The organism is Pigmentiphaga sp. MLSB6-MA01 (assembly GCF_058793475.1).
In genome coordinates, this window is record NZ_JBXAFV010000009.1 from 119,658 (window position 1) to 136,194 (window position 16,537).

Annotated in this window: 8 protein-coding genes; 7 read left to right on the forward strand and 1 reads right to left on the reverse strand. The window is 69.0% G+C overall.

Annotation, left to right across the window (positions count from 1 at the left end):
- Positions 1 to 68: 68 nt before the first annotated feature.
- Positions 69 to 1,259: an MFS transporter gene (locus AC1Q6E_RS16165; protein WP_492573097.1), complete on the forward strand. Its 1,191-nt coding sequence runs from the start codon at positions 69 to 71 to the stop codon at positions 1,257 to 1,259.
- A 25-nt stretch (positions 1,260 to 1,284) separates the two neighbouring features.
- On the opposite strand, the gene AC1Q6E_RS16170 is transcribed toward AC1Q6E_RS16165, so the two are convergent.
- Positions 1,285 to 1,683, reverse strand: a complete 399-nt coding sequence (locus AC1Q6E_RS16170; protein ID WP_152798230.1) for an ankyrin repeat domain-containing protein — start codon at positions 1,681 to 1,683, stop codon at positions 1,285 to 1,287.
- A 341-nt stretch (positions 1,684 to 2,024) separates the two neighbouring features.
- Between AC1Q6E_RS16170 and glgA the strand changes: the two genes are divergently transcribed.
- Genes glgA through malQ form a run of 6 tightly spaced genes read left to right on the forward strand, consistent with a single transcriptional unit; the run spans position 2,025 to position 16,401 of the window.
- On the forward strand, positions 2,025 to 3,551 hold the full coding sequence (gene glgA / locus AC1Q6E_RS16175; protein WP_492573098.1) for a glycogen synthase GlgA: 1,527 nt from the start codon (positions 2,025 to 2,027) through the stop codon (positions 3,549 to 3,551).
- Positions 3,551 to 6,601 (forward strand): alpha-1,4-glucan--maltose-1-phosphate maltosyltransferase, encoded by a 3,051-nt coding sequence (locus tag AC1Q6E_RS16180; RefSeq protein ID WP_492573099.1) that lies wholly within the window; start codon positions 3,551 to 3,553, stop codon positions 6,599 to 6,601. The genes glgA and AC1Q6E_RS16180 overlap by 1 nt, the downstream gene beginning before the upstream one ends.
- A gap of 42 nt (positions 6,602 to 6,643) precedes the next feature.
- The gene (gene treS / locus AC1Q6E_RS16185; protein WP_152798227.1) at positions 6,644 to 10,018 is read left to right on the forward strand and encodes a maltose alpha-D-glucosyltransferase; all 3,375 of its coding nucleotides are present in this window, start codon (positions 6,644 to 6,646) and stop codon (positions 10,016 to 10,018) included.
- Positions 9,999 to 12,200, forward strand: a complete 2,202-nt coding sequence (gene glgB, locus AC1Q6E_RS16190) for a 1,4-alpha-glucan branching protein GlgB (RefSeq protein WP_492573100.1) — start codon at positions 9,999 to 10,001, stop codon at positions 12,198 to 12,200. Before treS ends, glgB begins: the two co-directional genes overlap by 20 nt.
- Positions 12,197 to 14,284, forward strand: a complete 2,088-nt coding sequence (gene glgX / locus AC1Q6E_RS16195; protein WP_492573101.1) for a glycogen debranching protein GlgX — start codon at positions 12,197 to 12,199, stop codon at positions 14,282 to 14,284. Before glgB ends, glgX begins: the two co-directional genes overlap by 4 nt.
- Entirely contained in the window at positions 14,281 to 16,401 is a 2,121-nt protein-coding gene (malQ, locus tag AC1Q6E_RS16200) for a 4-alpha-glucanotransferase (RefSeq protein WP_492573102.1), read from the forward strand. Before glgX ends, malQ begins: the two co-directional genes overlap by 4 nt.
- The last annotated feature ends 136 nt before the right edge of the window (positions 16,402 to 16,537 follow it).

The following is a 16,537-nucleotide window of genomic DNA, read 5'->3' on the forward strand; positions in this document are numbered from 1 at the left end:
GGATATCGGGTCCGCCAAATAACTTAGAATCATAAAAAACATCAGACCAGGGACGCGCGCGTACAAGCATGAATGCATTGACCGAGAAGGATGTGCGCCGCAACGCGCTGGTGCTCAGTTGTGCGCAATCGCTGGGCGGCGCCAATCCGTCCATCGTCATTTCGCTGGGCGGGCTGGTCGGGCAGATGCTGGCCACCGACAAGTCGCTGGCGACGCTGCCCGTCAGCCTCTATAACCTCGGCCTTGCGCTGGGCACGATTCCGGCCGCGATCCTGATGCGCAGGCTGGGGCGCCGGGCCGCCTACATGCTGGGCGCGGTGATCGGCGGCGTCGCCGGGCTGCTGGCGGCCTACAGCATTACCGCGGGGGTGTTCGCGCTGTTCTGCGTCGCCACCGCCATCGCCGGTACCTATGGATCGTGCGTGCAGAGCTACCGCTTCGGCGCCACCGACGGGGCCGATGGGGCATTCAAGGCACGGGCGATTTCCTGGGTCATGGTGGGGGGGCTGGTGGGCGCGGTCATCGGACCACAGACCGTCATCTGGACGCGCGACGCGATCGCCGGCATTCCCTTTGCCGGCAGCTTCGTCGGCCAGGCCGTGCTGGCGCTGGCGGCGCTGCCGGTGCTGATACTGCTGCGCGGGTCCGTGCGCCCCGCGGCCGAACAGGGCGGGGGCCGGCCGCTGCGCGAGATCGCGGCCTCGGGCCGCTTCGTGGTGGCGGTGGTCGCCGGTGTCGTCTCGTACGGAATGATGAGTTTCGTCATGACCGCCGCGCCCATCGCCATGGTGGCCTGCGGCCACACGGTGGGCGAGGCCGCGCTGGGCATACAGTGGCACGTGCTGGCGATGTATGGGCCGAGCTTCGTGACGGGCCGCCTGATCACGCGCTTCGGCAAGGAATGGGTCACGATGGCGGGGCTGCTGCTCATGGCGGTGTCCGGGGCGATCGCGCTGCACGGCCTGAGCGTGGGGCATTTCTGGCTGTCGCTGGTGTTCCTGGGCGCGGGCTGGAACCTGGGGTTCATCGGCGCCACCGCCATGGTCACCGATTGCTACCGGCCCGAGGAGCGCACCAAGGTCCAGGCCCTGAACGATTTCCTGGTGTTCGGCTCGGTGGCCGTCGCGTCGTTCTCGTCGGGCCGCCTGCTCAACGCATCGGGATGGGAAACCATCAACTGGCTGCTGTATCCCGCCGTGGCGATCGTGCTGGTGCCGCTGCTGTGGCAGGCGGGCCGCACGCGCCGCGCCGTGACCTGAGGCCGGCGCCCGGTTCCCGTCCCGTTCAGTTCAGGCTGCCGAGCAGATCGGCGCGTCCGAACATCCGCGCGGTTTCCCGCGCGGAGGGCGTGCCCAGATCGGGATTCGCCCCGCCGTCGAGCAGGGCCCGCACCACTTCCTCTTCTCCCTTGAACACGGCGCCCGCCAGCGGGCTCTGGCCCCGGTCGTTGACGCGGTTGGGATCCGCGCCGTGTTCAAGCAGCGTCCTGACCGTGTCGACGTGACCGTGATAGGCGGCCAGCATGATCAGGCTGTCTCCCTTGTGGTTGGTCAGGTCCGCGGGCGCGCCGGCCGCGAGATAGGCGGCCAGCGCTTCCGTCGCCCCCTCGCGGGCGAGATCGAACAGCTTGCTGGCCAGGGCGAGGACGGCATCGTTGGGCCGGTAGGAGTCGGTTGGGCTCATGGCGTTTCTCTTTTCGTGATCAAAGGCTTCCACGCGGCGAGCGGGAAGAAGGTCGTTACAAAACGTGGCGCGATGACCGGCTGCCAGGGCGCACCATGGCATGCATATTGCCCCTGTCCCGGCCAAGGGATGCCCGGCCCCGGGGAAGGATGCCGCGCCTGACGTGTACATCTTACTCACAGCGGTAATTTTTATCGGCGAGGATGGACATTATCCCGGCGCGGCGCCCGCCCGCCGTTCGTACCTGGAAGGTCCCAGCGCATGTGAAGTCCCATCGCCCATCCACCCGCTGCCCCTGAGGAAGCGTCTTTTGCCGGAGAAACATCTTGCTGCCGAGAGTCATGCTGGTAACGTCAGAAGCCTTGCCACTCGCCAAGACCGGGGGATTGGGCGATGCGGTGAGCGGCCTGTCGCGCGCCCTGCGCGAGGCGAACGTCGACGCGACGGTTTTCATGCCCGCCTATGAAAGCGCATTGGATGCCGCTTGCGGACTGGAGAAAGTCGCCGATCTGCCGGGGCTGGTCGGCGGCGATGCCGAGGTATGGGCGGGATGGGTCGCCGATACCGAAATACCGGTACTGTTGTTGCGCAACGATGCCCTGTACGTGCGTCCCGGCAACCCCTATCTGGATGCGGACGGCAGGGAGTTCGCCGACAACGGCATCCGTTTCGCGGCACTGGCCCAGGCGGCGAAGCGGATTTCGGTGGGCGAGACGCCGGTCAGGGTGCCGCACGTGGTACACGCGCACGATTGGCATGCGGGGCTGACACCGCTGTATCTGCATGCCGCCGGCGTCAAGCGGCCCAAGACGGTATTGACCATCCACAATCTTGCGTTCCAGGGCAATTTCCCGCTGCGCCTGGCGGACCAGCTCGACATTCCTCCGGCCTATCGCGGCAGCGACGGCGTGGAGTTCTGGGGCCACCTGAACTTCATGAAAGCGGGGCTGCGCTACGCCGACCGGATCACCACGGTCAGCGCCACCTATGCGCGGGAGATCCTGACGCCGGCGTTCGGCCATGGGCTGGATGGCGTGCTGGGCCAGCGCGCGCACGAGCTGCACGCGATTCCCAACGGCATCGACCCCGAGGTCTGGGACCCGAGTTGCGATCCCTATCTGTCCGCGCACTTTTCCGTCCTGGACATGCGCGGCAAGGTCCGCAACAGACTGGACATGCAGCGCGCGTTCGGCCTGCCCGCCGACCCGGAAGCGCCGCTGCTCGCCATGGGCAGCCGCCTGACGTCGCAGAAGATGGCGGATCTCGCCATCGAGGTGTTCCCCATGCTGCTGGCGGCGCATCCATGTTTGCAGATTGCCGTGCTCGGCTGCGGCGAGCGCGGGCTGGAGGAGGCGCTGCGCGAACTGGCGCGGCGCCATCCCCGCAACCTGGGGTTGCACATCGGCTACGACGAGCGTCGGGGCCACCTGCTGCACGCCGGCGCCGACATGCTGCTGCACGGCAGCCGTTTCGAGCCCTTCGGCCTGACCCCTCTCTATTCCATGCTGTACGGAACCGTGCCCATCGCTTCCCGTGTCGGGGGGCTGGCCGACAGCATCACCGGCCTGCAGCCGGGACCGGACACCGAGATCGGCGCGGCCACGGGCATCCTGTTCGACGGCGACCGGCCGGCCGACATGCTGGCCGCCGTCGAGCGCGCGCTGGCGACCTTTGCCCAGCGCCAGCGGTGGTCGGTCCTGCAGAGGAACGGCATGACCCGCCATTTCGGCTGGGAGGCCCCGGCCGCCCAATACGTCGAGTTGTACCGCATGCTCGCGCCGGTTGCCCCCGTGGGGGCGCCCATGGTCGCCCGCCGTCCGGAGACGGCCGGCGCCCTGGCCGGGACCGACATCCGGAAACGGGCCTGATGGCGGCGCGACATCGTCCGCTACGTGTCTACCATGCCGGGGCCGCGGCCTTGGGGCCGGTGCTGGACGGCGCGGGCGCGCTGGCGGCACCCTGGCGCGGGTGGTTGGAGACGGCCGCCGCCCTGGGGTTCGGACAGGTGCTGGCCGACGTGCGCGATGCCGGCGAGGAGGCCGCATGCGCGGCGCTGGCGAGTGCCGCGGCCCGGCGCCGGCTGGACGTCTATCTGGATTGTCCGCCGGTTCCGGCCGCCGGCGGGGCGGGAGCCATCGACTGGTCTGCGTGCGCGCCGGCGTGGCGCGAACGGGGGGTGAGAGGCCTCTTGATCAGGGGGCTCCCGCAGGGGGATCCCGGATTGTTGCGGGAGCGGCTGGCGGCGCTGCGGCGGTGCGACGACGGCCTGGACTTGCTGGCGTGGACCCCCGGCCTGTCGCGCGAGGCGCTGCGCGGCTTGCGCGGCATGGGCTTCTCGCATGTGTTTTCGTCCCTGGCGTGGTGGAATTTCCGCAGTGCCTGGTTCATGGACGAGTGGCACGCGCTGGTGGACAGCGGGTGCGCCGTGCTGGGTTTTCCGGCGGACCCTTATGGGCCGGGAGCGGCGGGCGTGGGGGTGCCGGATGCCGAGGTGCGCCGCCGCGCGTCGATCCGCGCGCTGTGGGCGGCGGCGACATGCGGTGCCGGCTGGCTGGTACCGATGGGCTACGAGCGGCATGGCCTGGACGGCGCGCCGCACGGCCAGTTGGACCTGAGCGAGGATGTCCGGGCGGCGAACCGCTGGCTGGCGCGGGCGCCGGCCGATGATGTGGCGCTGTCGCCGCTGGCAGGGGCGGACGCGCCCGTCGCCATGATGCTGCGCCGCGCCGTGGGGCCGCGAGGCCGGCGCAGCCATCTGTTGCTGTTCAATCCCGATCTGCTGGCCGCCGCGGCGGTGGACTGGCCGATGATCCAGTCGCGTTTGCCGGACCGCGTGCAGCGGCCGGTGGACGGCGGCCTGCCCGCCACGCTCGGGCCCGGGGCCGCGGAGGTGGTGGAACTGGGGCCCGCGCCGCCGGTGCTGGCAGGCCCGCCGCGCCGCCGGTCGCTGACCGCGGCCATGGGCGCGGCCCGGGTGGCGATCGAAGCGGTCGAGCCCGCCATCGAGCAGGGCCGGTTCGCGGTCAAGCGCACGCCGGGCGAGGCGCTGACGGTGAGCGCTGATATTTTCATGGACGGCCATGACAAGCTGGCCGCCGATCTGCTCTGGCGCGCCGCCGACGAGCAGGACTGGACCCGCGTGCCCATGGTCCACCTGGGCAATGATCGCTGGGAAGCTGTCTGCCGGCCCGATCGCGTGGGCATGGGCCATTGCGCGATCGAGGCCTGGCGCGACACCTACGCCACGTTCCTGGACGAGCTGCGGAAGAAGACGGATGCGGGCGTGGACGTGGCGGTGGAGGTCGAGGAGGTCCGCGACTGGATGCTGAAGGTACTGGGCCGCGCATCCCAGGCCGGGCGCGAGATGCGGGCACGGGCCGAGGAAGCCGCTCGCGGCGTGGCGGACCTGTCCACGGATGCCTGCCTGGCGTGGATACGCTCGCAGGAGGCCGCCGCGCTGGTGCAGGCGCTGGAGCCCCGCGAGTTCGCGTCGCGCTCGGCGGAGTACCCGGTTCGCGTGGAACGCCGGACCGCCCGGTTCGGCAGTTGGTACGAGTGCTTCCCGCGCTCGCAAAGCGGCGATGCGCACCGGCACGGCACTTTCGCCGACGTCGCGGCACGGCTGCCCGCCATACGGGACATGGGGTTCGACGTCCTGTACTTCCCGCCCATCCATCCCATCGGACACCGCAACCGCAAGGGCCGCAACAACAGCCTCGTGGCCGAACCCGGCGATCCGGGCAGCCCCTACGCCATCGGGTCGGAAGAGGGCGGGCACGACGCCGTACATCCCGAGCTGGGGACGCTGGACGACTTCCGCGCGCTGGTGGGCGAAGCGGCCCGGCACGGGCTGGAGATCGCCCTGGATTTCGCCATCCAGTGTTCGCCCGATCATCCCTGGCTGGCCCGGCATCCCGACTGGTTCGCCTGGCGCGCCGACGGTTCGCTGCGCCATGCCGAGAATCCACCCAAGAAATACGAGGACATCGTCAACGTCGATTTCTACGCGCGAACGACGGGGGGGCGCGCCGCGTCGGGCCTGTGGCTGGCGCTGCTGGACGTGGTGATGTTCTGGGCGGCCGAAGGGGTGCGGGTCTTCCGGGTGGACAATCCGCATACCAAGCCGCTGCCGTTCTGGGAATGGCTGATCGGCCAGGTGCACGCGCGCCACCCCGACGTGGTGTTCCTGTCGGAGGCCTTCACCCGGCCCAAGATGATGTACCGGCTGGCCAAGCTGGGTTTCTCCCAGTCCTATACCTATTTCACGTGGCGCGAGACCCGGCGGGAACTGACCGACTATCTGGAGGAAATCTCGCGGCCGCCTGTATCCGATTTTTTCCGGCCCAATTTCTTCGTCAACACGCCTGACATCAACCCGCGCCATCTGCACGCATCGGGCCGTCCGGGTTTCCTGATCCGCGCCGCGCTGGCCGCCACGCTGTCGGGCTCCTGGGGCATGTACAGCGGCTTCGAACTGTGCGAAGGCACGCCCATGCCCGGCAAGGAGGAGTATCTCGATTCCGAGAAGTACGAGATCCGGGCCCGGGATTGGGGCCGCCCGGGCAATATCGTGGCCGAGATCGGGGCCCTGAACCGGATACGGCGCGACAACCCCGCGTTGCATCTCCATACAGGCACTGGTTTTCTCAACACCGATAATGATCGGGTGCTGGCCTATACCCGGGCGACGCCGGAACGCGACAACGTGGTGCTGGTGGTGGTGAACCTCGACCCCCACGGTACGCAGGGCGCCAACGTCGAGCTTCCGCTGTGGGCGTTCGGGTTGCCGGACGATGGCACGCTGCATGCCGAAGACCTGCTGCGCGGGTATCGCTTCGACTGGCGAGGAAAGATGCAGCACGTGCGGCTCGAACCCGGCGGCCCCTACGCGATATGGCGTATTTCCCGACGATCCTAGGATCCCTTCTCCTGTGGAGGATCCATCGGCAGGCGAGGACGCATGAACCCCAAGCGCGAGACATCCGTGAATGCCGTCAACCGGGGCGATCCGCTCTGGTACAAGGACGCGGTCATCTACCAGTTGCACATCAAGTCCTTTTTCGATGCGAACAACGATGGCATCGGGGATTTTCACGGCCTGCTGGCCAAGCTCGACTACATCGCGCAACTGGGCGTGGACACGATCTGGCTGCTGCCGTTCTATCCCTCGCCGCGGCGCGACGACGGCTACGACATCGCCGAGTACCGGGGCGTGCATCCCGACTACGGGGAACTGGCCGACGCGCGGCGCTTCATCGCGGCGGCCCACGAGCACGGCATGCGGGTGATCACCGAGCTGGTGGTCAACCATACGTCGGACCAGCACCCCTGGTTCCAGCGCGCGCGCCATGCCAAGCCGGGATCGGCCGCGCGCAATTTCTACGTGTGGTCCGACAACGACCAGGCCTATGCCGGCACGCGCATCATCTTCCTGGACACCGAGAAGTCGAACTGGACCTGGGACCCGGTGGCGGGCGCCTATTTCTGGCATCGCTTCTATTCCCACCAGCCGGACCTGAACTACGACAATCCGCGCGTGCTCAAGGCCATCCTGAGCGTCATGCACTTCTGGCTGGACCTGGGGGTGGACGGACTGCGGCTGGACGCCGTGCCCTATCTGGTCGAGCGCGAGGGCACCAACAACGAGAACCTGCCCGAGACCCACGCCATCCTGAAGCGCATGCGGCAGGACCTGGAAGCGTCCTACGACGACCGCATGTTGCTGGCCGAGGCCAACCAATGGCCCGAGGACGCGCAGGAATACTTCGGGCAGGGCGACGAGTGCCACATGTCCTTCCACTTCCCGCTGATGCCGCGCATGTACATGGCCATCGCCAGGGAGGACCGTTTCCCGATCACCGACATCATGCAGCAGACGCCGGACATCCCCGGCAATTGCCAATGGGCGATCTTCCTGCGCAACCACGATGAACTGACGCTGGAAATGGTGACCAGCAGCGAGCGCGACTACCTGTGGGAGGTGTATGCCGCCGACCGCCGGGCGCGGCTCAACCTGGGGATACGCCGGCGGCTCGCGCCGCTGATGGAGCGCGACCGCCGCCGCATCGAACTGATGCACAGCCTTCTCCTGACCATGCCGGGCACGCCCGTCATCTACTACGGCGACGAGATCGGCATGGGCGACAACATCCACCTGGGCGACCGCGACGGCGTGCGCACGCCCATGCAGTGGTCGCCCGACCGCAATGGCGGTTTCTCGCGCGCCGATCCCGAGCGCCTGGTGCTGCCGCCGCTGATGGGCAACCTGTACGGCTACGAGGCGGTCAACGTCGAAGCCCAGTCGGGCGATGCCCATTCACTGCTGAACTGGATGCGCCGCATGCTGGGCAAGCGGCGCCAGTATCGCGTGTTCGGCCGCGGCGGCCTGCGGTTTCTCTATCCGGGCAACCGCAAGATCCTGGCGTATCTGCGCGAGCACGAAGAAACCACCATCCTGTGCGTGGCCAACCTGTCGCACACGCCTCAGGCGGTGGAGCTGGATCTGGCCGAGTTCGACGGCCGCGTGCCGGTCGAGTTGATGGGCGGGACTTCGTTCCCGGCCATCGGCCGCCTGACCTATCTGCTGACCTTGCCGCCTTATGGCTTCTACTGGTTCGAATTGAGCGGCTCGGCGGCGCCGCCGAACTGGCACCTGGCCACTTCGGACCAGTTGCGCGAGTTCCGGACCTTGGTGTTGCGTGGCAAGACGGGCTATGACCTGATGGCCGAATCGCGCCGGACGCTGGAGCATGCCGTCCTGCCGGAGTATCTGGCGCTGCGGCGCTGGTTCGCGGCGAAGCACGAACGCATCGTCTCGGGGCGCGTGGTCTACGGTGTGCGGCTGCCCGCCGCCGAGGAGCTGTACCTGGCGGAGGTCGAGGCCGATCTGGGCGAGCGGCGCGAGCGCTATGTGGTGCCGCTGGGGCTGATCTGGGAGGAAACCCTGCCGCAGCTCCAGCAGCAACTGGCCCTGGCCCGCGTGCGGCGCGGCGCCATGGTGGGCATGGTGACCGACGCCTTCAGCCTGCAGAGTTTCGCCATCGCGATGTTCGATGGCCTGAAGAACGGCATCGAACTGGAGTCGCGCAACGCCGCCGACGACGGCGGGGGCGCCCGCATACGCTTCCAGCCCGAGCCCGGCATGGAGACCGTGGCGGTCGATGCCGATACGCCCATCCAGTGGCTGTCGGCCGACCAGTCCAACAGCTCGCTGGTGGCCGGGACCATGGCCGTGCTGAAGATCGTGCGCCGGGTCACGGCGGGCACGCATCCCGAAAGCGAGATGACGCGCCATCTCACGCGGCTCGGGTTCCGCAACACGGCGGCGCTGTTGGGCGAAGTGGTCCGCACGGACGAGGACGGTACGCCGCATACGCTGATGCTGGCCCAGCAATACGTTGGCAACCAGGGCGATGCCTGGAACTGGACGCTGGAGTATCTGTACCGGACCCTGGACGATGCCGCCTTGACCGCCGAGAGTGCCGAGGACTATGGGCAGGAACTGCGCGGCTACGCGACGCTGGCCGCCGCCGTGGGCCGGCGGCTGGGTGAGCTGCACGCCGCCCTGGCGATGCCTTCCGACGATCCGGCCTTCGCGCCGGTCGAGGCGTCGGGCGCGGAGGTCGCGCGCTGGGTCGACGACGCCCGGCAAAGCCTGGACCAGGCATTGGCCATCCTGGCCGCGCGCCGCGACTGGGGCGACCTGGCGGCCGAGGCCGCGCTGCTGCGGGACAACCGCCGCCTGCTCGAAGCGGCCATCGACCGGCTGGGCCAGTCCGTCGGGGATGCCTGGCTGACACGCGTGCATGGAGACTTCCACCTGGGACAGGTGCTGGTGGCGCAGAACGACGCCTACATCATCGATTTCGAAGGCGAGCCGGCACGTACCATGGAGGAGCGGCGGCGCAAGCGCAGTCCGCTGCGCGACGTGGCGGGTCTCTTGCGTTCGTTCGACTACGCGGCGTCGGTGGTCGCGCGCGCGCCGGACGCCACGGTCCAGGCCGCCGGCGGCAACCCCATCGCCGGGCCGCCGGTCGATGCCGTGGCGGAGCGCCGCGACGTCCTGCTCGAACGGTTCCGCGTCAAGGCGTCGGGCGCATTCCTCGATGCCTATCGCGAAGCCGCGGCATCCGCGCCCAGGCCCTGGGTGGACGGCAAGGACGAGGAGGCGCTGCTTTCGCTGTTCCTGATCGAGAAAGCGGCCTATGAGGTGTGCTACGAGGCCGCCAACCGGCCGGCATGGATAGGGGTGCCGCTGCGCGGCCTGGTGGCGCTGGCGGTCCGGATCGAACCGGCGATACGCAGGGAGGAGGACCTTGACGGGCAAGCGCAATGAGTACGGGATCGCGTCCGGGGATATCGATGCCCTGGCCGCTGGCACGCACCCCGACCCTTGCTCGGTGCTAGGGCCGCAGCGGCGCGGCGGCAGGCTGTGGCTGCGCGCCTTCCTGCCCGGCGCCGTGACCGTGCAGGCGGTGTCGGACGCGGGCGGGGTGGTGGACCTGGCACCGCTGCGCGGCGGGTTGTTCCAGACGCAGGCGGAGTCCGGCTTCCTGCCGGACCGCACGGGCTATCGGCTGCGTATCCAGTGGCCCGATGCCTTCCAGGAGACAGAGGATCCGTATGCCTTCGGCCTCGTCCTGGGCGACGAGGATCTCGTCCGGTTTGCGCAAGGCAATCTCGACTGCCTGGAGACCTGCCTGGGGGCCCACTGCGCCACGATCGAGGGGGTACCCGGCGTGCGTTTCGCGGTGTGGGCGCCCAATGCCCGCCGCGTATCGGTGGTCGGGAATTTCAACGCATGGGACGGCCGGCGCCATCCCATGCGCTTGCGCCATGCCGCCGGTGTCTGGGAATTGTTCGTGCCGCGGCTTTCGCATGGCGAGTCCTACAAGTACGAACTGCTGGGCGCCGATGGCCGCCTGTTGCCGCAGAAGGCCGATCCCTGCGCATTGCAGGCCGAACCGGCGCCGGGCTCGGCCTCGGTGGTCGCCGACCCCGAGCCCTATGCGTGGACCGATGCGAACTGGATGGCGGGCCGTGCGGCGCGCCATGCGCCCGACGCGCCCATCTCGGTCTACGAGGTGCATACCGGTTCATGGCTCGAGAAAGCAGGGGGCGGAACCTGGGCCTGGAGCGAGCTTGCCGACCGCCTGATTCCCTACGTGGCCGGGATGGGGTTCACGCATCTCGAACTGCTGCCCATCATGGAATATCCCTTCGGCGGCTCGTGGGGCTACCAGCCGCTGGGAATGTTCGCGCCCACGGCCCGCCACGGCCCGCCGCGCGACTTCGCCGCGTTCGTCGACCGTTGCCACGCGGCGGGCCTGGGCCTGATCCTGGACTGGGTGCCCGCGCATTTCCCGACCGACCCCCACGGGCTGGCGCGTTTCGACGGCACGGCGCTGTACGAATACGAAGACCCGCGCGAAGGCTTTCACCAGGATTGGAACACCTGCATCTACAACTTCGGCCGCAACGAGGTGCGCAACTTCATGCGGGCCAGCGCGCTGTACTGGCTGCGCCGCTACCACGTGGACGGGCTCCGGGTGGATGCCGTCGCCTCCATGCTGTATCGGGACTACAGCCGCCGCGCGGGGGAGTGGTTGCCGAATGTCCAGGGCGGCCGGGAGAACCTGGAAGCCATCGCGTTCCTGCGGGACCTGAACGGCAGTGTGCGGCACTTTTTTCCCGATGCGATGATGATCGCCGAGGAGTCCACCGCCTGGCCGGGCGTGACCGCGCCGCCGGCGCAGGGAGGGCTGGGATTCCACTACAAGTGGAACATGGGCTGGATGCACGACACCCTGCGCTACATGCGGCGGGATCCCGTGCACCGGCACTATCACCACCATGACCTGACCTTCGGGATGGCCTACGCCTATTCCGAGCAGTTCGTGCTGCCGCTCTCGCACGACGAGGTGGTCCACGGCAAGGGCTCGCTGATCGGCAAGATGCCCGGCGACCGTTGGCAGCGTTTTGCCAATCTGCGGGCCTATTTCGGTTTCATGTGGAGCCATCCCGGCAGGAAACTGCTGTTCATGGGCGGCGAGATCGCCCAGCAACGGGAGTGGAACCACGACGGACAACTGGCATGGGAAGACCTGGCCGATCCGCTGCATGCCGGCGTGCAGCGGCTGGTGGGAGACCTGAACCGGACCTACGCCGGCAAGCGCGCGCTGCACCGCCTGGACGGCGATCCGGCCGGCTTCCGCTGGGTGGTCGGGGACGACGATCGCAACAGTGTCGTCGCCTATCTGCGCCAGGATGGCGAGCGTTGCGTGCTGGTGGTGTGCAACATGACGCCGGTTCCCCGCCGCGGCTATCGGCTGGGCGTGCCGCATGGCGGGAGGTGGCGCGAGATCGCCAATACCGACGCGGCCGGCTATGGGGGGGCGGGCGTGGGCAATGCGGGGGCCGTCGAGGCCCAGCGGCGGGCTTCGCATGGCCTGGCGCATTCGCTGGTGCTGACACTGCCGCCCTTGGCCACTTTGCTGCTGGAGCCCGAATCGCCATGAGCACCATCGCCGATCGACTGCTGCCCGGCCGTCCTTACCCGATGGGGGCCCATTGCGACGGGATGGGCGTGAACTTCGCCGTATTCTCGGCGCACGCGCACCGGATCGATCTGTGTCTGTTCGACGAATCGGGACGCAAGGAAATCGCGCGCATGCCGCTGCCCGAATGCACCGACGAAGTCTGGCACGGCTACCTGCCGCGCGCCGGCCCGGGGCAGGTCTACGGCTACCGGGCCTTCGGTCCCTACGAGCCGCAGCACGGCCACCGTTTCAATCCGCACAAGCTGCTGATCGACCCGTATGCCCGCAAGCTGGCCGGTTCGCTGCGCTGGACCGATGCGCTGAACGGCTTCCGGCGAGAGGACCGCGGCATGGATCGCCGCGATAACGCCGCCGCGGTTCCCAAGTGCGTGGTCGTGGACGATGCCTTCGATTGGCACGGGGACCAGCGGCCGGAATGGCCGTGGGGCCAGACCGTGATCTACGAGGCCCATGTAAGGGGGATGTCGATCTCGCGCGAGGACATGCGGCCCATCGAGCGAGGGACTTTCCGCGCGCTGACCGATCCCGCGCTGATCGATCATCTGCTGTCCCTGGGCGTCACGTCGCTCGAACTGCTGCCCATCCATGCCCATGTCAATGACCGCTTCCTGGTCGAGCGCGGCCTGCGCAACTACTGGGGCTACAACAGCCTGTCCTTTTTCGCGCCCGAACCCTGCTACCTGTCGCGCAACGAGCTGCGCGAGATCCGGACCGCCGTGCGCAACCTGCATGCGGCTGGCATCGAGGTGATCCTGGACGTCGTCTACAACCACACCTGCGAGGCTGGCGAGACCGGCCCGACGCTGTCGTGGCGGGGACTGGACAATGCCAGCTACTACCGCCTGGTACCCGGCGACGAGCGTCACTACGTCAATGACACGGGCTGCGGCAACACACTGAACCTGACGCATCCGCGGGTAGTGCAGATGGTGATGGATTCGCTGCGCTATTGGGCGGAGGCCTTTCGCGTGGATGGGTTTCGCTTCGACCTGGGGGTGACGCTGGGCCGCGAGGCCGGAGGATTCGACCCCGGGGCGGGGTTCTTCGACGCGCTGCTGCAGGATCCGCTGTTGTCGCGGCTCAAGCTGATATCCGAACCCTGGGATGTGGGTCCGGACGGCTACCACGTCGGCCATCATCCGCCGGGATTCGCCGAATGGAACGACCGTTTCCGCGATACGGTGCGCCGCTTCTGGCGCGGCGACGAGGGGATACGGCCGGAGCTGGCCACGCGGCTGGCCGGATCGGGCGACCTGTTCAACCACCGCCATCGCCGGACCTGGGCGTCGGTCAACTTCGTCACCGCCCATGACGGTTTTACGCTGGCGGATCTGGTCAGCTACGCCCACAAGCACAACGAAGCCAATGGCGAGGAAGGGCGCGACGGCAGCAACGAGAACCACGGCAGCAACTGGGGCGTGGAAGGACCGACCCAGGATCCCGCCGTGACCGGGACGCGGGCGGCGGTGGCCAGGGCCATGCTGGCGACGCTGTACTGTTCGCATGGCACGCCCATGCTCCTGGGCGGCGACGAATTCGGCCGTACCCAGTCGGGCAACAACAATGCCTATTGCCAGGACAACGGCGTATCGTGGTTCGACTGGCGGCTGGCCGCGTCCGACGAAGGCAGGGCGATGACTGGCTTCGTCTCGCGGCTGGCCGCGCTGCGGCACGAGTATCCGTCGCTGCGCAGCGAACGCTACCTGGCGGACCATCACTTCGTCGAGGAGGGCCTGGCCGAGATAGGCTGGTTCGACGAGCATGGGTCGCCGGTCGGCGACGAAGCGTGGAACGATCCGCAGCAACGCGCGCTGGCGCTGCGCAGGGTCTCCAGGGACGACGGCCGCATCGAGGCCACGCTGCTGCTGGTCAATGGCAACGGGTACGCCCTCCGGTTCGTCCTGCCCGCGCCGGCCGAGCGCTGGCGCATGCTGGTCGACAGCGGCAGGCCGGAGGTGCCCGAGACCGAGATGGCGGAGACGTCGATGGAACTCGCGCCTCGCAGCGTGGTGTTGCTCGGTCGCCGGACGAACATGCCATGAGCGGGCCCGATCAGGATCTCGAACGCCTGGCCGGCGCGGCCGGCATCGCGGTGCATTGGCGGGATGCCATGGGCCGGGAGCAGGTCGTGGCGCCGGAAGTGCTGCGCACCCTGTTGACCGAGCTCGGCTTCGAGGTCGACACGCCCGCGTGTATCGCCGACTGCCTGGAACGGCTCGCGCGGGGAGGCGGGCAGCGTTGGCCCGCGCTGAAGACCGCCTCGCGCGGAGAACCTGTCGAACTGCCCGGGGCCGGCGGCGAGGCCGAGATGCCGTTCCGCCTGCTGTTCGAGGACGGCGGGCGCATGAGCGGCATCGCCCGGCGTGGCGAGCGCGGTGCGTTGGTCCTGCCGGGCGTGGACAGGCCCGGCTATCACACGCTGCAACTGGGCGCGGCGTCCTGCACGTTGGCGGTCGCGCCGGACCGGTGCTTTGCCATCGCCGACGCCCTGCACGGCGCGCCGGGCCGGCTGTGGGCACTTGGCGTCCAGCTCTATGGCTTGCGCCGCGAGACCGCGGCCTCGGTGGCCGCGGGCAGCGCGGGGCTCGGCGACTTCACCGCGCTGCGCGTGCTGGCTGAACAGGCGGCCGCCCGTGGCGCGGCGGCAGTTGCCGTGAGCCCGGTCCATGCGATGTTCGGCGCCGATCCGGGGCGCTATAGCCCCTACTCGCCTTCCAGCAGGCTGTTCTTGAATGTCCTGTACGCGGATCCCTCCGCCTTGTTCGGGCCGCAGGCGGCGGCGGTCGTGTCGGCGCGGGGGCTGGAAGGTGAGTTGTCGCGGCTGTCCGGCCTGGACTTGATCGACTGGCCCGCCGCCGCGCAAGCCAAGATGGCGGTGCTGCGGACCTTGTTCGATGGTTTTCCGCGCAACGTGCAGCCGGGTGTCCACCGGGATTTCCAGGCTTTCGAGCGGGAGGGGGGCGAGCCGCTGCAGTCGCACGCGCGTTTCGAGGCCATCCACGCCTGGCGTACGGCACAGACGGGAGACCGGTCGGGCTGGCGGCATTGGCCCGCGGCGTTCCGGTCGCCCGCGAGTCCGGAAGTGGCGCGGTTTGCCGCGCGGCACGCGCGCGAGGTGCGTTTCCACGTTTTTCTCCAATGGCTGGCGTCGCGCGGGCTGGCTGGCGTCCAGGCCGCGGCTCGCCGGGCCGGTATGCCTATCGGCCTGATCTCGGATCTGGCGGTCGGCACGGATCCTTCGGGCAGCCATGCCTGGGCGCGGCAGGAGGAAGTGCTGGCCCGGTTGTCGCCGGGGGCTCCGCCCGATCTCTTCAACCCCAGGGGCCAGGCGTGGGGGGTGACGGCATTTTCGCCGCACGCGCTGGCCGCCAATGGCTACCGCGCCTTCATTGAACTCCTGCGGGCCAGCCTGGCGCATGCGGGCGGCGTGCGCATCGACCACGCCCTGGGACTGTCGCGCATGTGGCTCGTGCCGGAAGGCGCGTCGCCGCAGGAGGGGGCGTATGTGCGCTACCCCTTCGAGGACATGGCGCGCCTGATCGCGCTGGAGTCGTGGCGCCACCGCGCCATCGTGATCGGCGAGAACCTGGGCACGGTGCCCGAAGGCTTCAACGAGCAGATCGCGCGCATGGGCATGCTGGGCATGGACGTGCTGTGGTTCACGCGGGAAAGTGGCCGGCCGGGGGCGCCGTTCAAGGCGCCGCGCGACTGGTCGCCGCAGGCGCTCGCCACCACCACCACGCACGACCTGCCGACGGTGGCGGGCTGGTGGCGCGGCAACGATATTCGTTGGCGGGCGGAACTGGGGCTGCTGGCCGAGGGCCGGGATGTCGGGGCCGAGGAAGCGGAGCGCGAGCAGGACCGGACCCGGTTGTGGGAGGGCCTGGGGCGGGCGGGCCTGGCGGGCGTGGGCGATCCGGCGCCGCCGGAGACGCCGCTGACGGCGGTGCTCGATTTCGTGGCCGAGACGCCGGCGCCGCTGCTGGTCGTGCCGCTGGAGGACATGCTGGGCCTGGAAGACCAGCCCAACCTGCCGGGCACGATCGATACCCATCCGAACTGGCGCCGCCGCATGCCGCGGCCGGTGGAGTCGTTGTTCGAGGAGCCCGGCGCGGCCGGCCGCGCCGACTTGCTGGCCCGCGCGAGAGGGCGGGCATGAGCGTATCCGCCGTCCCGGCCGCCGGTCCTGGCGTTCGCTCGCGCGCCTGGTTCCGCGTTGGCCCGGGACTACCCGCCAGGCTGGGAGAACCTCTACACTTGCGCTGCTCCATGTGGGCAAAATCACAATAAAGCGA